Source organism: Variovorax sp. Soil_C_33 (assembly GCF_057656935.1).
Window position 1 is genome coordinate 49,688 of record NZ_JBDGJK010000020.1, and the last position, 16,574, is coordinate 66,261.

Consider the following 16,574-nt stretch of genomic DNA (forward strand, 5'->3'; position numbering starts at 1 on the left):
TGCCCTCCAACTCGGGCGATCGCCTCCTAGAAACCGAGGCTTTCCAGCAGATCGTCGACTTGTGCCTGGTCGGTCACCGCCTCGGGATTGGCGGCGTTGATCTGCGGGCCGTTGAGCAGGTTGCTCTGCGCGCTCGGCGCGGGCTCGTGGCGCTTCTCCATCGGCGCGTTGTCGATCAGCACCTGCAGGAGCTGCGTCTCGACATCGTTGACCACTTCCATCATCTTCTTGATGACCTGGCCGGTCAGGTCCTGGAAATCCTGCGCCATCATGATTTCCATCAGCTGCGTGTTGATCGCGCTGGCCTGGCTCGGCACGTGCTGCAGGTAGCCGCGCGTGTCCATCACCAGTTCGCGCGCATGGTCGAGTTCGATCGGGTTCTGGAACCACTCGTCCCAGCGCTTGGTGAGGCCCTTGGCCCGGTCGGCCAGCTCTTCCTGCAGCGGCTGCGCGAGCTCGATCGCATTCAGCGCGCGGTGCGCCGCCCGCTCGGTCATGCTGGCGACGTAGTTGAGGCGGTCGCGCGCATCGGGAATGGCCTGCGCGGCACGGGCGACCTGCTTGTCCAGGCCCAGCTCGCGCAGGCCCTCGCGCAGCTGGCGCGTCAGGTGCCCGATGCGTCCGAGCAGTTCTTCGTGGGTGTTGGCCTGCCCTGCGGCATCGAGCGCGTTCTGCGTCATCTCATGCACTCTCTTTCTGGAGCTTCTCGAAGATCTTGACGATCTTTTCCTCCAGCGTAGCGGCGGTGAAGGGCTTGACCACGTAGCCGTTGGCGCCGGCCTGCGCGGCGGCGATGATGTTTTCCTTCTTGGCCTCGGCGGTGACCATCAGCACCGGCAGCTTGGCCAGTTCGGGGTCGGCCCGGATGGTCTGCAGCATGGTCAGGCCGTCCATGTTGGGCATGTTCCAGTCCGAGACCACGAAGCCGAAGTTGCCGCCGCGCAGCTTCTCGATGCCGGCCGCGCCGTCCTCGGCCTCGTCGACGTTGAGGAACTCCAGCTCCTTCAACAGGTTGCGCACGATGCGGCGCATGGTCGGGAAGTCGTCCACGACCAAAATTTTGATGCTCTTATCGATCACGATTTCTCCACTGACAGTTCAAAAAGGTTCAAACCCGGTTCGTTCGTTCGCCGAAGGTGCGAAGGTGCGCCAGCACGCGGCGGCTGATCTCGGCGAGCGGCGACACCTCGTCCACCGCGCCCAGCGCGACCGCCTCGCGCGGCATGCCGTAGACCACGCAGCTCGCCTCGTCCTGCGCCAGCGTGTGGGCGCCGGCACGCTTCATGCGCAGCAGGCCCTCGGCGCCGTCCTTGCCCATGCCGGTCAGGATCATCCCGATCGCGTTCTTGCCCGCGTGCCTGGCCACCGAATCGAACAGCACGTCGATCGAAGGCCGATGCCGGTTCACCGGCGGCTCCTGGTCCAGATGGGCGACGTAGTTGGCGCCGCTGCGGGCGAGCGAGAGGTGATAGCCGCCGGGCGCGATGTAGGCGTAGCCCGGCAGCACGCGCTCGCCGTGCTCGGCCTCCTTCACGTGGATGCGGCACAGGCCGTCCAGCCGCTGGGCGAAGGAGCGCGTGAAGCCGGGCGGCATGTGCTGGGCGATCAGCACCGCCGGCGCATCGGGCGGCAGCGGCTGCAGCACCTCGCGGATCGCCTCCGTCCCGCCGGTGGAGGCGCCGATGATGATGAGCTTCTCGGTCGAGAGCAGCGGGCTGCGCAGCAGCGGCTCCTGCGCATGATCCGCCGCGGGGCGCTGCGCGCTCGCATGCCGGCTCGGCAGCAGGCGCGCGCCGGCCGCGACGCGGATCTTGCCGGCGATGAGTTCGGTGTAGTTGAGCAGGCCGTCGCGCACGCCGAGCCGCGGCTTGGTGACGAAATCGATCGCGCCCAGCTCCAGCGCGCGCAGCGCGATCTCGGAGCCGCGCTCGGTCAGCGAGGACACCATGACCACCGGCATCGGCCGCAGGCGCATCAGCTTCTCGAGGAATTCCAGGCCGTCCATGCGCGGCATCTCGACGTCCAGCGTGAGCACGTCGGGGTTGGTCTGCTTGATGAGGTCGCGCGCCACCAGCGGATCCGCCGCCGTGCCGACCACGCTCATGTCGCTCTGGCTGTTGATGATCTCGGTCATCACGCTGCGGATCAGCGCCGAATCGTCGACGCAGAGCACCTTGATCTTGTTGCCGCTCATTGCACGCAGCTCCCTTTGTCTTTGTTTACAGCGGAGAGCCGGCGCAGCAGCTCGCCCTCCTCGCGTTGAATCGACTGCACGTCGAGCTGCGTGCGCAGCTTGCGAACCACGGCCTTGCCGCTCTTCGGCAACAGGCACACCCGGCGCGCATGCTGGCCGCGCAGGTCCTGCGCGGCCACGGCGATGCGCTCGGCCTTCAGGTAGCGCAGCACGAAGTCGGCGTTGCGGTCGCCGATGTTGAGCGTGGTCATGTTGGCGAGCACCGCGGCGCCGCCGAAGACCTTGGCCTGCAGGCGCTCGCGGCGCGCGCCGGCGCGCAGCATCTCGCCGATCAGCACCTCCATCGCATAGGCGCCGTAGCGCATCGACTCGACCTGGCCGCGCGTGCCGGGCTCGCCGTCCTCGGGCAGCATGAAGTGGTTCATGCCCGCGACGCCGGCGTCCAGGTCGACGATGCAGGCCGCCACGCAGGAGCCCAGCACCGTGGTCAGCGCGATGTCGGTGGTGGTGACGTAGTACTCGGAGGGCAGCAACTTGACCGCCATGCAATCGAGGTCGCGGTCGAAGTAGTGATGGCTCGCGACCGAGCCAGGCACGGCAGCAGTCATGCACGCACCTTGCTGAGCTCATACACGGTCTGACCCACCGCCTTGAAGCCCGGGCTGACCAGCGAGGCGTTCTCGGAATGGCCGGCGAACAGCAGGCCCTCGGGCTTGAGCAGCGGCGCGAAGCGGTCGAGCACCTTCTTCTGCGTCGGCTTGTCGAAATAGATCATCACGTTGCGGCAGAAGATTGCATCCACCGGTTCCTTCACCGGCCAGGAGGGATCGAGCAGGTTGAGCCGCGAGAACTTGACCATCGCGGCGACCTCGGGCCGCACGCGCACCTTGCCGGCGTTGCTGCCGGTGCCCTTGTTGAAGAAGCGCCGCAGCCGCTCCGTGGACAGGCGGTTGACCTGCTCCAGCGTGAAGACGCCGGCCGAGGCCTTGGCCAGCACCGCGGTGTCGATGTCGGTGGCGATCACGCGGGCCGTGCTCGCGCGCTCGCCGAGCGCCTCGATCAGCGTGATGGCGATCGAATAGGGCTCCTCGCCGGTGGACGCGGCCGCGCACCAGATCGTGACCGGCTGCTTGCTCTTGCGCACGTGCGCGGCGAGCACCGGGAAATGGTGGGCCTCGCGGAAGAAGGACGTGAGGTTGGTAGTCAGCGAGTTGATGAAGGCCTGCCACTCCTCCCCGTCGCGGCTGGCTTCGAGCAGCTCCAGGTAGGTCGAGAACTCGGGCAGCTGGAGCTCACGCAGTCGGCGCGAGAGCCGGCTGTAGACCATCTGGCGCTTCTGCTCGCCCAGGGCGATGCCGGCGCGGCGATGGATCAGCGTCCGGATCCTGGAGAAATCGCTATCGGTAAAGAGGAATTCGGAGGTCACATTCAGCGCCGGTACATGAGTTTCAATGTACACAGCGCTCACCTTTTCCAATGGCCCGATCAAGGGTGCAAAAGTGCTGCATCTCGGGCCACGCCTTCATCAATAGGACGCTTCGGCCGGGCTCACGTCCTGCGCCCAGACCAGCGCCGACAGGTGTGCCGCATTCACTTGCTCGGTGCTCATGAACAGCGCCTCCGACAGGCGGGCCGCCTTGACGCCGTCTTCATCGCAGCTCTCGGCCAGCGCAAGAAAAGGCCCGTACACGCCTTCGCGCACAAGAATGGCTTGCTGCACCGATTCGCTCAGCTGAACCTTGCCCAGCACTTCCTGCATGGTCACGCCCAGCAGTTGGTCGATCATCGAGAACATGCCGACCACGAACAGGTTGTCGGCCTCGCCGGCCGGCAGCATGCCTTCGCCCATCAGCTCGACGAAGCGGCCGCGCATGATCGCCTTCTTCATCAGGAAGGGCGGGCTGGCCCTGGCGTTGCTGGTGGCGAGCAGCAGCGACAGCCAGCGGAACAATGGCGAATAGCCGAGCATGGTCACCGCGTGGCGCAGCGAATGGATTTCCACGCCCACACCGATAGCGGGCGAATTGATGTGGCGCAGCAGCCGGTAGGTCAGCGCGGCGTCGTGCTTGAGGGCCGCCTCGACCTCGCGCAGGTCCTCGTTGCGCTGGATCATCTGCATCAGCCGCACGATCAGCATCGACTCGGGCTGCAGGGTGCGGCTGGCCTCCTCCTTTTCCGGCTGCATGCCGGCGCCGTCGAGGAACACGTCGACGCGCCGCGCCGCGCAGGCATCGAAGTCCTTCCAGGTGGCGATGCGCGTGGCGATGAGGTGCAGCGGCTGGCCCGGCGGCTCCTCGCGCCGCAGCTGGGCGACCAGGTCGAGATCGCCGGCGCCGACATCGAAGTGGGTGACCAGGCCGCGCAGCTCGGGAGCTTCAGGCAACGCCCCGGCGCCGCACAGCATGAAGCGGAAGCCCTGCTCGCGCAGGAATAGCAGGATGGGCCGCACGTCCGCATCCATGAGCGCGTCCAGCCCCAGGCACAGCACCACGTTGTCAGGCGGCAGCCCCTGCAGCTCGCTGGCTGCCAGTGTCTCGGCCGTCACGTCGAAGAAGAGCACGGTATGGCCGAGCCGCCATCCGGTCTTGGGCGGGTTGAGCTGCCTGGCCACGCAGCTCACGAGCGCCTTGAACAGCTCGCCCGCCCCCGCGGCGTTGTGCTGCGCCGCCGGATGCCATGCGAGCCTGTAGCCCGCAACGCGCTTCTGCGTGTCCAGCAGCAAGGCGTAGGTCACGAAGCCGTCGGCACCGCGCTCCGCCGCGGCCGGAAGCGTCCCCGCGGAGGACTCCTCTTTGGGCGCGTCCCCGGCCGGGGGATGGTCGGAATCGTGCCGCCGGAAAAAATCGAAGCGCATGCTTTGGTCTCCGTCCGTGTCTCGCTCAGTGGACGATGGCGACAGCATCGATGCGCGAGGCGCCGGCCAGCGCGGCAGCGCTCGCGGCCTGCGCACGCTGGATGCGCGGCATGGCGCCGACGTCGATGATGAAGGCCACGCTGCCGTCGCCCAGGATGGTCGCGGCCGAGATGCCGGGCACCTTGCGGTAGTTGGTCTCCAGGTTCTTGACCACGACCTGGTGCTGTCCGAGCAGCTCGTCGACCAGGAGCGCGAAGCGCGCGTCGTCGGCCTGCACGATCACCAGGATGCCCTGCGTCGGCTGGGTCTGCGCGCAGGCCACGTCGAAGACCCGGTGCAGCTCGATCAGCGGCAGGTACTCGCCGCGGACCTTGATGACATGGCCATCCGCGGTGATCGAGTGCAGGTGCTCCGGCAGCGGCTGTAGCGACTCGATCACGTAGCTGAGCGGCAGGATGTAGGCCTCCTCGCCGACCTTGACCGACATGCCGTTCAGGATCGCCAGCGTCAGCGGCAGCAGGATGCGCGTGGTGGTGCCGCGGCCTTCGCGCGAGCTGATCTCCACATGGCCGCCCATCTCCTGGATGTTGCGCTTGACCACGTCCATGCCCACGCCGCGTCCGGAGATATCCGTCACCTGCTCGGCCGTCGAGAAGCCGGGCGCGAAAATCAGCTGCCACACTTCGTCGTCGGGCATCGCATCGCTCACGGCCAGGCCCTGCTGCATGGCCTTGGCGAGGATCTTCTCGCGGTTGAGACCGGCGCCGTCGTCGCTCACTTCGATCACGATGTTGCCGCCGTGGTGCTGGGCCGACAGCAAGAGTTGCCCGGTGGCGTCCTTGCCCTTGGCCAGGCGCAGCTCGGGCGTCTCGATGCCGTGGTCCAGGCTGTTGCGCACCAGGTGCGTGAGCGGATCGATGATGCGTTCGATGAGGCCCTTGTCGAGCTCGGTCTCCTTGCCGTAGGTGTCGAGCCGGACCTGCTTGCCGAGCTTGGCGCTGACATCGCGGATCACGCGCGGGAAACGGCTGAACACGTAGTCCATCGGCATCATGCGGATCGACATGACGGACTCCTGCAGATCGCGCGCATTGCGCTCGAGGTGGCCGAGTCCGCTCAGAAAACGCTCGTAGGCCACCGGGTCGAGCATGGTGGCGGCCTGGGTCAGCATCGACTGCGTGATCACCAGCTCGCCCACCAGGTTGATCAGCTGGTCGACCTTCTCCACGTCGACGCGGATCGAACTGGACTCCTTGGCGGCCGCGGCCGCGGCCGCAGCGGGCGCGGCCGGCGCGGATGCCGCTTTCGGTGCCGCGACGGACTGGCTCGGCGCCGCCGCCACCGGCGCTTCGGGCTCGGCCGCCGCGGCTGCCTCGTCCGGCTGCGCCGCGCCGCGCGTGATCTGGATCTGCGATTCGTCGATCACGAAGCAGCACACGGCGATGATGTCGTCGGGCGCGCAGGTGGTCTCGAGCGTCACGCTCAGCTGATCCTTGCTGCGCGTGCGCGAGAGCACGCGGCCGAGGTTGCCCAGTTCGTCGGCGAGCAGATCGCATTCGCTGTCGGAAAGACGCGAGAAGCGGATGCACAGCGCGCCGTCCGCTGCAGGGGCGAGAGCGGCAACAGGCGCGACGGGTGCGGCAGCCGCGGCGGCCGGCGCGGCTGCGGGTGCGGGAGCTGCATCGGCAGCGCCGCTCTCGCGCGCGAGCTGTTGAAGCACCGCGCAGATCTGCGCGACTCTTTCGGATGCAGGCTCTTTGCCGGCCTGGTAGGCAGTGAGTTGTTCTTGCAAGGCGTCCTTCGTTTCCAAAAAGGCATCGATCATCGGAGCGCTCAGGCTCAGCTCGCCATGGCGCGCCCGGTCCAGGAGGTTCTCCAGCAGGTGCGTCGTCTCGGTCAGCGCCGTGAAGCCGAAAGTGGCCGCACCGCCCTTGATCGAATGGGCGGCACGGAAGATGGCGTTGAGCTGCTCGCTGTCGGGCGACTCGACGTCGAGCTCGAGAAGCAGTTGCTCCATCTCCGCCAGAAGCTCGATCGCTTCGACGAAGAAGGCCTGGGTAAATTGACTGAGGTCCATCGTTGCTCCGAACCGGCTTTCTGTGTGCCGGTGCTTAGGGGTGTGTGGCGGCCGGCTTGTAGGCCGTCACCTTGACGTTGTCGACGGGGAGGACGCGCAGCGGCGACTTGCCAGCCCGCGCCGGCGCGGCGCCGTCGCCGCTGTTCTCGCGCTCGATCTGCTGCTGCGTGCGGTGGTTGAGCACGACGATGCTGATGCGGCGGTTGATCGGGTTGCGCGGCTCGGCCTTGTCCAGGTGCTGGCTGTCGGCCAGGCCCACCACGCGCATCACCTTGTCTTCGGCCATGCCGCCCATCACCAGTTCGCGCCGCGAGGCGTTGGCGCGGTCGGCCGACAGCTCCCAGTTGCCGTAGGACTTGTCGCCGTTGGTGTAGACGATTGCATCGGTGTGGCCCGAGAGCGTCAGCTTGTTCGGCAGTTCGTTGAGCGTGGGTCCGATCTCGCGCAGGATGGCGCGCATGTGCGGCACCAGCCGCGCGCTGGCCAGGTCGAACATGGGGCGGTTCTCGTTGTCCACGATCTGCAGGCGCAGCCCCTCGGTCGTGATGTCGATCAGGATCTGCGAGCGGAACTGCTTGAAGACCGGGCTGTTCTCGATCAGCGCGTCGAGCCGCTTCTTCATGCTCTCCAGGCGGTTCGCATCGGCTTCGTCGTCGGCGTCGGCCATCACGCGCCGCATCTCGCCGTCGATGTTCGATGTCGGGTCGGTGCCGCCGCCGGGAATCACGCTGTCGCTGGTGCTGCTCTTCTCGCCGCCGTTGATCGCCACCTTCAGCGGCATGCGAAAGTGCTCCGCGATGCCTTCGCGCTGCTTCGGGCTCGCATTGGAGAGCAGCCACATGACGAGGAAGAAGGCCATCATGGCCGTCATGAAGTCGGCATAGGCGATCTTCCATCCGCCGCCGCCGTGCCCGCCGCCGCCGCTCGCGGCAACGCGCCTGACGACGATGCGGCCCTTTTCTGCGCTCATGGTGGAGCCCTCACCGGGCCTTCACTTCGCGGACGTGGCTGTCCAGCTCGGTGAAGGAAGGGCGCTCGGTGGAGAACAGCACCTTGCGGCCGAACTCCACGGCCAGCTGCGGCGCGTAGCCGTTGAGGCTCGCGAGCAGGGTCACCTTGGCGCACTGGTACAGCTTCATGCCGTCCGACACCTTCTGCTCGATCACCGAGGCCAGCGGCGAGACGAAGCCGTAGGCCAGCAGCACGCCGAGGAAGGTGCCGACCATCGCATGCGCGATCAGCGCGCCCATCTCGGAGGGCGGCAGGTCGGCCGAGCCCAGCGCATGGACCACGCCCATCACGGCCGCGACGATGCCCAGCGCGGGCAGCGCATCGCTGACCCGCGTCAGGCTGTGCACCGGCATCTCGGCCTCGTGCTTGATGGTCTCGATTTCGTGGTCCATCAGCGCCTCGATCTCGAAGGCGTCGGTGTTGCCGCTGATCACCAGCCGCAGGTAGTCGCAGAGGAACTCCATCACGCTGGCGTCGGCCAGGATGGTGGGATAGCGCGTGAAGATCTCGCTCTTGGCCGGGTCCTCGACGTCGGTCTCCAGCTTCATCATCCCTTCCTTGCGCGCCTTGGCCAGCAGCTCGTAGAGCAGCGCCAGCAGGTCCATGTAGAGCTGGCGGTTGTGCTTGGACGAGCGCAGCAGGAGCGGCAGTTCCTTGAGCGTGGCCTTGATGGTCTTGCCGTTGTTGCCCGCCACGAAGGCGCCCACCGCGGCGCCGCCGATCATCAACAGCTCGACCGGCTGGAACAGGACGCCGAAGTGCCCGCCCATCAGGGCATAGCCGCCGAACACGGCCCCCAGGACCACCAGATAACCAACCAGAACGAGCACGCGCTTCCCCTAATGCCGCTTCCGGCTTGAATCAAAAACCTTTCCTCCCAAACCAGAGCCGGGGAATCAAGGACCTTTCAGTGCAATCCGCCGGCGTCCAGCGTCGATTCCACGGCAAAACCAGCGTGTCCCTCTGCGAGCGCTGCGGCCGGGTGTCCGCCGGCGCGCTTCGCGCCGCGCACCTTGCCCGCGCGGGAAGGCGGCCGGCACAGGACACACACGTAGCCGCTTTTGCTGTCGTGCGCGTGCGCCACGAACTTGCCGCCGCAACGGCAACACGCACTCAACTGCAGCATGTCGCTGTCGAAAAATCGCACCATCGTGTAGGCGCGCGTGAAATCCAGCACAATTTCGCCGCCCTGCGATTCAATTTGCTCCAGATATAACCGATAGCTTTTGATCAGCGCCTGCAAGCCGTTCTCGTTTGCGTGCGTCAACATGAATTGATACATGTTGTAAAACATCGAAGAATGGATATTGGCCAGCCAGGTCATGTACCAGTCCGTCGAAAAAGGCAGCAAACCCTTGGGCGGGGAAACGCCCTTGAGCTCCTTGTAGAGACGGATCAGGCGCTCGCGGCTCAAGCTCACCTCGGCTTCGAGGAACTGCAGGCGTGCGCCGAGCCCGATCAGTTCGATCGCGAGCTGGACTTCACGCACTTCTCCAAGGACGCTCTTTATCGTCATGCCGCCTCGAGCATCTGGAGCCGCCGTGCCGACATCAGGATCGACATGTGCGCCTGCTGCAGGGTCGTGTCCTTCCCCTCGCCGACCACGGCCGACATCGACGGGTGGTCGTCGAGGCGGAAGCTGCACAGCAGGAAGTTCGATGCCGCCAGCTTCAGGATCTGGGCCAGCGACATGCTGGCGAGCATGTCCGCCAGTTCGCGGCTCACGCCGAGCCTGAACATGGCGGCCGCGCGGTCCTGCTTGACGAGTTTCTGGGCCAGCAGCATGTAGGCGAGGTTGAGGTCGCCGATTTCCTTGGAAATCTCGCCGCTCGCGGCGTTCTTCACGTTATCCGGTTCCACTTTTGCACTCCGTTCAGTCAAGGCTTCAGTCTATCCAGAGTTATTTACAAATGTAACTTCTTCAGATTTATGTATCTGAAAGTGAGAAATAAATTACGCCTCGTCTCCGCCCACTGCGCAGCCCTCGGTCTTTTGTGATTTATTTCGTAGACCAAACTCATTCATTTCAATAACTATCGCCTCGTTTAATTCGGAAGAAAAAAGTACTAATTTATCAAGATAAAAATATGTCAATGAATATGCATAATAAAAAGTATTAATTTCCATGCGGCGCCTCGGTCGCTTCCAGCCGATGAATCCAGGCCATGACTTCGGCCACCGCCTGGTACAGCTGGGGCGGGATCTGCTGATCGAGGTCGACCTGCATCAGCAACTTGTTCAGCGCCGGCGAGGCATGGACATAGAGGCCGTTCTCGCGCGCCTCGCGCATGATCGATTCGGCCGCCACGCCGTAGCCCTTGGCCACGACCACGGGTGCGCGGGTCTTGTCCAGATAGGACAGGGCCACCGCGCTCTGGCGTTCACCGGTGCTGCCGGGGTTCATGGTTTGCCCTTCGCGCCGATCTGCAGTTCCTGCAGTTGCAGGCCCGCGGCCTCGAACCGCTGCACCAGCCGGTTGCTGTCGGCGCGCAGGCGCGCCGCGGAGCTTGCTTCGCTCGCCGCCAGCTGCGCCTGGATCCGGGAGCCGGTGAGGCTCAGGCGCAAATCCACGGCGCCCAGGCGGGGCAAACCCAGAGAGACCTTGGTCGTCCAGCTTCGCGCAGGGGGTTCCTCAGGCGCATGGCCTTGCGAGTCCGCCTCCTCTTCCTGGATCGTCCAGGCCATCGGAACCTCCGGCCACGCCTGCCCGCTCCAGCGGAACACCGCCGTGGCCAGCAGGTCGAGCTGCTGGTGCACCACGGTCGCGGCCTGCGGATGGATCACTTCGCCCGCGGTCGGCGCCTGAATCGATGCGGCATGGCGCGACGCTGCCTCTTCGGCACGCTGCACAGGCGCCGCCTCCGGTGCCGCCTCGCCCCGGCGGTAGGCCGCCTGCACGCGCGCGGCATCGGTGGGGGCGGAGGTCTCGGCGTGAATCTGCGGTGCAGGTGCACGCGGCAGCAGCCAGCCATCGCTCGCGCCGGCTTCGGCGGACGGGCGCGGCGCACCGGGTGGCGGCAGCGTCGAGGCACCTTCATCCGGACCCGGCACGGCGGCCGCACCGGGCAAGGCTGCCGGCAGCACCGGCTTCAGGGTCTCGGCCGCAATCGCCACTGCCGAAGCGCCCGCGGCTTGCGCGGCGGCCCCGGGCCCCGCGCTACTCGCCGGCGCCCAGCGCGCTTGCGGCTCCTGCGCCAGTTGCGCCAGCGTGCGTGTGCCGGCTGCAAACTCGCGCAAGTGCGATTCGTAGAACAGGCCGCTCGCGTTCACGGTCTGCGCCAGCGTGCCGGCGAGCACGGCGGCCGAAGGCTGCTGCGAGGACGGCCACATCGGCGACGCGCCGCGCAGCGGACCGGCGTCGGGAAACTCCGCCAGCAAGGCGCCGATGACGCGCGCCGCCACCGACAGCCGCGCGGCGGACGGCGCTGCTGCATCGGGCTGGCCTGGAGCGGACTGGCCCGGCGCTGCCGCCGCACCCGCGGCCGGCGCGTGCCGGCCCAGGGCCATCTCGGGCGGCAGGCGAATGTCGTTGACGACCTTCTGCACCCCCACCACGGGCCCGGCGGCCGCGTCCGTTCCGACCTGGCTCTGCTGCAGCGCGAGCAGCTCCAGCCGCGGCGCGAGCTTGGCGCTCAGCAGCGTATCGACCAGGCCGGAAAGTCTGTTCATGGCAGCGTTATGCCGTTCAGCGCGGCAGCCCGTAGGCCTTGTCGAGCTCGCCCTGCCGCTGCAGCCGGGCCATCGTGGCGACGAGGCGCTCGAGCTGCGGCTTGACCAGCCGGCGCACTTCGTCCTGGTCGGCGCGGATGCGCGCCATCAGGCGCTGCGCCTGGTCGAGCTGCGCGGGATCCAGCGCTTCCGTGGGGCCGATCTGCTTCAACCGCTCGACCACCGCCGCGCACTGCTCTTCCAGGGCCGGAAGCCGGTCCCACGCCTTCGCCCGCGCCTGCGTCGCCATCAGCGAGGTGGTCGACGCGAGTTGCACGTAGCAATGGACGATTTCACTGCGGGCGGCCATGGCTCTTCTTTCTTCGATTGGTATTCAGTGGCCGGCTGCGACGCCATCGATTTCGCGCCATGCGGAGGCGATGTTTTCGAGCAGCGCCTCGGCTTCGTCGAGCGCCTGTGCATCGTTGTGCAGATTGGCTTGGAGCAGGCGCCGGATGACGTAGTCGTAGAGCGCCGACAGGTTCGCCACCAGGCCCTCGCCGGCCGGCCCCGCCGCCTTGGCGTCGAGGCTGGCCTTGAGGCCGCTGTCGACGATGCCGACGGCCTTGGAGATCGCGTTGCCCTTGGCCGCGACATCGCCGCTCGCCATGTGGTGCCGCGCCATGCCGATGGCCGTGACGGCGCCGTCGAACAGCATGCAGATGAGCTGGTGCGGCGACGCGCTCATCGCCTGCGTTTCCACGCCGAGGCGTGCATAGGCGTTGGCGCCGGTCCTGAAAGTGTGGGGTGTGTACATGTGCTGCTCCGCGTAGGGGCTTACTTATCGCTGCTGCTGCTCATGCTCGCGAACTGCTGCGTGAGGTAGCTGCTGGTGCTGTTCATCCTGCTGACCAGCAGGTCCAGCTGCGTGAACTGCGCGCGGTAGTACTCGACCTTCGAGTCCACGCGCGCCTTCATGTCGGTGTACTGCTCGTCGAGCTGCTTGAGCGAGGTGTTGATGCCGTCGGTCGCCACCTTGAGCATGCCGCCGGTGGAGGTGGCCTTGGTCACCAGCACGTCGAGCTGCTTGCCGTAGCCGGCGGTGCTGCTGGTCGCGCTCGAGAAGAGCTTGGAGACGCCGTCCAGGTTGCCGGCGAGCGCGCTCTTGAGCTTTTCCGAGTCGACGCTCATGGTGCCGTCCTTCGTAAAGCTCACGCCGATCTGCGACAGCATCGTCAGCTCGCCGCTGCCGCCGGCCTGCGGCGAGGTCAGCGTGTTGCGGATGCTGGTCTGCAGATTGCGCAGCGTGGAGTCGCCGACCAGCGCCGCGGCGGTCTGCTTGTCGGTGTCGAAGGTGGTCAGCGTTCCGGCCATGCTCTGCAAGCCGTTGTAGGCCTTGACGAAATCGTTGATCGCCGTCTCGACCGAGGCCGTGTCGCGCGCCACGCTCAGCGTGCTGGTGCCGGTCTTCAGCACGGTCAGCGTCGTGCCCTGGATCGATTCCTTCACGGTGTTGCTCGCGCTCGTGACGGCGATGCCGTTGACCGTGAGTTCCGCGTTCTGCGCCTGCACCGTCTGCTGCAGGTTCTGCGTGCCGGCCGGGTCGTGGTTCAGCAGGTTAGCCAGCGCCGCATCGCCGGCCACAGAGACGCGCATGCTCGAGGCCTTGCCGGTCTCGGTCGAGGTCAGCACCAGCCGGTTGGGCGTGCCGCTGCCGTCGTTCACGATGCTCGCGGTCACGCCGGCCTTGGCCGCGTTGACCGCGTCGCGGATGCCTTCGAGCGTGTTGTGCGCCGCATCGATGGTGATCGGCACCGCCGTGCGGCTCGCGTCGGGCGTGAAGCCTGCGCCCGTGTACTTGCCGCTCACCGCGTCGTAGCTGCCGCCGGCGATGGTGCCGAAGTCGATCGTGATGGTGCCGGTGCCGATCGCCGTCTTCGCGTTGGCCTGCCCGGCCGCCACCACCGACTGCGCCTGCGCGAGCTGGGTGACGTTGATGCTGTAGATGCCGGCCGCTGCCGTGTTGCCGGCGCTGGCGGACATAACGTCGGCGGCGCTGGACGTGGCTTTCACGCCCAGGAAGAAAGCCGGGTCCGACAGCTTCTTGGCCGCCGTCTGCAGCGTGCCGAGAGCGCTCTGCAGCTGGCCGTAGGCCGACAGCTTGCTCGTGTAGCTGACCTGGCGCTGCTGCAGCAGCTTGAGCGGCTGGCTCTCCGCCATTTCGAGGTTGGTGAGCAGGGTGCTCAGGTCGAGGTTGGAGCCGATGCCCAGACTGCTGATCGATGCCATGAATAGCTTCCTGATTGTTCTTCGTTAACGCGCTCAGGCCGACTGGCTCACCAGCATGCCGGGCGCCTTGCCCAGCACCTTGGCGATGCGCACCACTTCCTCGGTCGGGATCTGGCGAATGACCTCGCCGCTCGCCCGGTCGACCACCTTGACGATGAGCTTGTCGGTGTCCTGGTCCACCTCGAACTGCAGGCCGATCGAGCGGCTCTGCAGCGAGGCATTGACCTCGCGCACTGCCTGTTCGACCTGCGTCGGCGTCGCGGCTTCCAAGGCATCGGCCGCCGCATTCACGCCCTCAGGCGATGCCGCTGCGCCCGTGCCGATCGGCCGGCCCGAGAGCATCTGCACCCACCACTGGCCGTTGTCTGCTGCGGGAGCTACGGGGATCGACATGGTCTTCACCTTGGATTGCTTGCTTCGCTGTCGTCTGCGGCCTGGTCGGGACCAGGCCGCAGAGAACAGCGCAGGCGCTGCGGGCTCGCGCCCAGACGCCTGCGATGGTTCTTTCTTCGATCAGCGCAGGAGCGACAGCACGCCTTGCGTGGTCTGGTTCGCCTGGGCCAGCACCGAGGTACCGGCCTGCTGCAGGATCTGCGCGCGGGTCATGTTCGACACTTCGACCGCGTAGTCGGCGTCTTCGATGCGCGAGCGCGAGGAAGACAGGTTGGTCACCGTGGTGCCGAGGTTGGCGATCGTGGAGTCGAAACGGTTCTGCACCGCACCCAGCGAGCTGCGCAGGTCGTCGACCATCTTCAGCGCTGCATCGAGCTTCTTCATCGGGTCGATGGAGGAAGCACCCGCGAACTCGGCCGTTGCGCCGGCGCCGCTCAGGACGATGTCGGTGGCGGTGTTGTCGAAGTCGGTCGGGGTTGCACCGCCGTTGGCGAGCGCGCCTGCGCCGACGCTGAAGTTCTTGCCTTGCACGGCTACATAGGCGGTGGCAGCGCCGGCGGCGTCCACACCCACCTTGACCAGCTGGTTGTTCAGCGCCACGGCGGTCGTCACGCCGTTGTCGGTGTCGGTGAACTCGACGTCGGCCACGTTCAGAACGACGTCGCCGGTGGCGTCATCGACCGAGGCGGCGTAGAAGTCGTCACCCGACTTGACCACGAAGTTTGCCGTGGCGGCGCCGGCGGCGTCCTTCACGTTGTGCAGGCTCAGCGAGCTGGCGGAGACACCCAGGGACGTGGCAGCGGCGCTCAGGTCGACGGCGGTCGGCGTCGCAGCCAGGTTGGTCTGCGTGATGGCCTCGCTCACCGGGAGGGCGTTGTTGCTCACCGAGAAGCCGGCCAGGCCGAGCGTCGACGAGTCGATCTGCTTGAGGTCGATCTTGATCGTTTCGCCGTCGTTGGCACCGACTTGCACGGTCAGCGGCTTCGCGCCGGCCGACAGGACCTTCACGCCGTTGAAATCGGTCTGTGCCGAGACACGGTCGATTTCGCTCATGCGCTGGGTGATTTCGTCCTGGATCGACTTCAGGTCGCTGGCCGAGTTGCTGCCGTTGGCGGCTTGCACGGCGAGTTCGCGAACGCGCTGCAGGTTGTTGTTCACTTCCTTCAGAGCGCCTTCCGTCGTTTGCGCCAGCGAGATGCCGTCGTTGGCATTGCGCTGGGCTTGCGACAGGCCCTTGATGTTCGCCGTGAAGCGGTTGGCGATCGCCTGGCCGGCCGCGTCGTCCTTGGCACCGTTGATCCGCAGGCCCGAAGACAGGCGCTGGATCGCGGTGTTCAACGACGACTGGGACGCGTTGAGGTTGTTCTGCGTGAGCAGCGAGAGACTATTGGTGTTGATGACTTGCGCCATGTTCGACTCCTGTAGACAAAGGTTGTGGACTTCGGCCAATGGCCGCAACGCTGGACCCGCTTCCCACCGTGAGACTCAAGCCATCGTTGGATTAGTTATCGGCAGGGCTTCCCAAACATTTAGGCCGGTGCGCTAAAATGATCGCGCGGCCTCTTCCACGACCTTCGGGGCTCAGGCGGGCAGGTTCATCACCTCCTGGTAGGCGGCCACCAGCCGGTTGCGCACCTGCAGCCCGGTCTGGAAAGCCACGTTGGCCTTCTGCAGGTCGACCATGACGTCGTTGAGCGCCACGCCCGGACGGCCCAGCTCGAAGGCTTCGGCCTGGACGTAGGCCTTGGTCTGCACGGTGCTGATGTTGTCCAGCGAGCGCCGGAGCTCGGCTGCGAAGCCGCCCGGCTGCGCCACCTCGGCGGCGGGCGGCGCGAAGCCGGACTGGAGCGCGGTGACCCGCATCTGCTGCAGGACGGACTCGATGGCGGCAATCGACATGAGCAAACCTTTTCTCTTCTAGAACTTCCGTATTGACAAAGGAAGCACCAAGGCGCTCCCGCGTGTTTTCAGCGTAGCAGCGGAGCGCCCGAACACATGCGCCCAACTGACGGCGAAACCCGCGGTTGTTCGACCAATCGAATCGGCATCGGCTGCCGAGAATCGACTGCGAACAAGAAAGCCTGCTGACGACATCAACGGCCCTGCGG

19 protein-coding genes are annotated in these 16,574 nt (G+C 66.4%); all 19 read right to left on the reverse strand.

The annotated features are described in order from the left end of the window. Positions 1-26: 26 nt before the first annotated feature. Complete coding sequence (cheZ, locus tag AC3A6B_RS25345) at positions 27-680, reverse strand: protein phosphatase CheZ (protein ID WP_487839405.1); 654 nt, start codon at positions 678-680, stop codon at positions 27-29. Between the two features lies 1 nt (position 681). Beyond that, positions 682-1,077 carry a chemotaxis response regulator CheY gene (cheY, locus tag AC3A6B_RS25350; RefSeq protein WP_214694478.1) on the reverse strand — a complete coding sequence of 132 codons (396 nt, stop codon included), beginning with the start codon at positions 1,075-1,077 and terminating at the stop codon, positions 682-684. 31 nt (positions 1,078-1,108) lie between these two features. Continuing rightward, the gene (locus AC3A6B_RS25355; RefSeq protein WP_487839406.1) at positions 1,109-2,194 is read right to left on the reverse strand and encodes a protein-glutamate methylesterase/protein-glutamine glutaminase; all 1,086 of its coding nucleotides are present in this window, start codon (positions 2,192-2,194) and stop codon (positions 1,109-1,111) included. Next, positions 2,191-2,802, reverse strand: coding sequence for a chemoreceptor glutamine deamidase CheD (cheD, locus tag AC3A6B_RS25360; protein WP_487839407.1), 612 nt, complete (start codon positions 2,800-2,802; stop codon positions 2,191-2,193). Before cheD ends, AC3A6B_RS25355 begins: the two co-directional genes overlap by 4 nt. Beyond that, positions 2,799-3,620, reverse strand: a complete 822-nt coding sequence (locus AC3A6B_RS25365; RefSeq protein WP_487839408.1) for a CheR family methyltransferase — start codon at positions 3,618-3,620, stop codon at positions 2,799-2,801. Before AC3A6B_RS25365 ends, cheD begins: the two co-directional genes overlap by 4 nt. 99 nt (positions 3,621-3,719) lie before the next feature. Next, complete coding sequence (locus AC3A6B_RS25370) at positions 3,720-5,048, reverse strand: EAL and HDOD domain-containing protein (protein WP_487839409.1); 1,329 nt, start codon at positions 5,046-5,048, stop codon at positions 3,720-3,722. Positions 5,049-5,073: 25 nt separating this feature from the next. Beyond that, a complete protein-coding gene (cheA, locus tag AC3A6B_RS25375) occupies positions 5,074-7,125 on the reverse strand; it encodes a chemotaxis protein CheA (protein WP_487839410.1) in 2,052 nt (683 codons plus the stop codon). 34 nt (positions 7,126-7,159) lie between these two features. Further along, positions 7,160-8,095: a flagellar motor protein MotB gene (gene motB / locus AC3A6B_RS25380; RefSeq protein ID WP_487839411.1), complete on the reverse strand. Its 936-nt coding sequence runs from the start codon at positions 8,093-8,095 to the stop codon at positions 7,160-7,162. 10 nt (positions 8,096-8,105) lie between these two features. Continuing rightward, the gene (motA, locus tag AC3A6B_RS25385; RefSeq protein ID WP_487839412.1) at positions 8,106-8,966 is read right to left on the reverse strand and encodes a flagellar motor stator protein MotA; all 861 of its coding nucleotides are present in this window, start codon (positions 8,964-8,966) and stop codon (positions 8,106-8,108) included. Between the two features lie 77 nt (positions 8,967-9,043). Continuing rightward, a complete protein-coding gene (gene flhC / locus AC3A6B_RS25390) occupies positions 9,044-9,652 on the reverse strand; it encodes a flagellar transcriptional regulator FlhC (protein ID WP_487839413.1) in 609 nt (202 codons plus the stop codon). Next, positions 9,649-9,996 (reverse strand): flagellar transcriptional regulator FlhD, encoded by a 348-nt coding sequence (gene flhD, locus AC3A6B_RS25395; protein WP_487839414.1) that lies wholly within the window; start codon positions 9,994-9,996, stop codon positions 9,649-9,651. The genes flhC and flhD overlap by 4 nt, the downstream gene beginning before the upstream one ends. A gap of 256 nt (positions 9,997-10,252) precedes the next feature. Continuing rightward, entirely contained in the window at positions 10,253-10,540 is a 288-nt protein-coding gene (locus AC3A6B_RS25400; RefSeq protein ID WP_487839415.1) for an EscU/YscU/HrcU family type III secretion system export apparatus switch protein, read from the reverse strand. After that, a complete protein-coding gene (fliK, locus tag AC3A6B_RS25405; RefSeq protein WP_487839416.1) occupies positions 10,537-11,805 on the reverse strand; it encodes a flagellar hook-length control protein FliK in 1,269 nt (422 codons plus the stop codon). Before fliK ends, AC3A6B_RS25400 begins: the two co-directional genes overlap by 4 nt. Before the next feature lie 16 nt (positions 11,806-11,821). Beyond that, complete coding sequence (locus AC3A6B_RS25410; RefSeq protein ID WP_487839417.1) at positions 11,822-12,154, reverse strand: flagellar protein FliT; 333 nt, start codon at positions 12,152-12,154, stop codon at positions 11,822-11,824. A gap of 24 nt (positions 12,155-12,178) precedes the next feature. After that, positions 12,179-12,601 (reverse strand): flagellar export chaperone FliS, encoded by a 423-nt coding sequence (fliS, locus tag AC3A6B_RS25415; RefSeq protein WP_487839418.1) that lies wholly within the window; start codon positions 12,599-12,601, stop codon positions 12,179-12,181. Positions 12,602-12,621: 20 nt separating this feature from the next. Next, positions 12,622-14,073, reverse strand: a complete 1,452-nt coding sequence (gene fliD / locus AC3A6B_RS25420; protein ID WP_487839419.1) for a flagellar filament capping protein FliD — start codon at positions 14,071-14,073, stop codon at positions 12,622-12,624. Between the two features lie 33 nt (positions 14,074-14,106). Beyond that, positions 14,107-14,466: a flagellar protein FlaG gene (locus AC3A6B_RS25425; RefSeq protein WP_487839420.1), complete on the reverse strand. Its 360-nt coding sequence runs from the start codon at positions 14,464-14,466 to the stop codon at positions 14,107-14,109. Positions 14,467-14,586: 120 nt separating this feature from the next. Beyond that, positions 14,587-15,876, reverse strand: coding sequence for a FliC/FljB family flagellin (locus AC3A6B_RS25430; protein ID WP_487839421.1), 1,290 nt, complete (start codon positions 15,874-15,876; stop codon positions 14,587-14,589). A gap of 171 nt (positions 15,877-16,047) precedes the next feature. After that, positions 16,048-16,365 carry a flagellar hook-basal body complex protein FliE gene (fliE, locus tag AC3A6B_RS25435; RefSeq protein WP_487839422.1) on the reverse strand — a complete coding sequence of 106 codons (318 nt, stop codon included), beginning with the start codon at positions 16,363-16,365 and terminating at the stop codon, positions 16,048-16,050. Between the last annotated feature and the right edge of the window lie 209 nt (positions 16,366-16,574).

Bases quoted from the DNA above. Each gene is read 5' to 3' on its own strand.
- AC3A6B_RS25355 (WP_487839406.1), bottom strand. From the start codon at position 2,194: ATGAGCGGCAACAAGATCAAGGTGCTCTGCGTCGACGATTCGGCGCTG.
- fliE (WP_487839422.1), bottom strand. From the start codon at position 16,365: ATGTCGATTGCCGCCATCGAGTCCGTCCTGCAGCAGATGCGGGTCACC.
- cheA (WP_487839410.1), bottom strand. From the start codon at position 7,125: ATGGACCTCAGTCAATTTACCCAGGCCTTCTTCGTCGAAGCGATCGAG.
- motB (WP_487839411.1), bottom strand. From the start codon at position 8,095: ATGAGCGCAGAAAAGGGCCGCATCGTCGTCAGGCGCGTTGCCGCGAGC.
- AC3A6B_RS25400 (WP_487839415.1), bottom strand. From the start codon at position 10,540: ATGAACCCCGGCAGCACCGGTGAACGCCAGAGCGCGGTGGCCCTGTCC.
- AC3A6B_RS25425 (WP_487839420.1), bottom strand. From the start codon at position 14,466: ATGTCGATCCCCGTAGCTCCCGCAGCAGACAACGGCCAGTGGTGGGTG.
- AC3A6B_RS25410 (WP_487839417.1), bottom strand. From the start codon at position 12,154: ATGGCCGCCCGCAGTGAAATCGTCCATTGCTACGTGCAACTCGCGTCG.
- AC3A6B_RS25430 (WP_487839421.1), bottom strand. From the start codon at position 15,876: ATGGCGCAAGTCATCAACACCAATAGTCTCTCGCTGCTCACGCAGAAC.
- fliD (WP_487839419.1), bottom strand. From the start codon at position 14,073: ATGGCATCGATCAGCAGTCTGGGCATCGGCTCCAACCTCGACCTGAGC.
- fliK (WP_487839416.1), bottom strand. From the start codon at position 11,805: ATGAACAGACTTTCCGGCCTGGTCGATACGCTGCTGAGCGCCAAGCTC.
- fliS (WP_487839418.1), bottom strand. From the start codon at position 12,601: ATGTACACACCCCACACTTTCAGGACCGGCGCCAACGCCTATGCACGC.
- cheD (WP_487839407.1), bottom strand. From the start codon at position 2,802: ATGACTGCTGCCGTGCCTGGCTCGGTCGCGAGCCATCACTACTTCGAC.
- flhC (WP_487839413.1), bottom strand. From the start codon at position 9,652: ATGACGATAAAGAGCGTCCTTGGAGAAGTGCGTGAAGTCCAGCTCGCG.
- cheZ (WP_487839405.1), bottom strand. From the start codon at position 680: ATGACGCAGAACGCGCTCGATGCCGCAGGGCAGGCCAACACCCACGAA.
- AC3A6B_RS25370 (WP_487839409.1), bottom strand. From the start codon at position 5,048: ATGCGCTTCGATTTTTTCCGGCGGCACGATTCCGACCATCCCCCGGCC.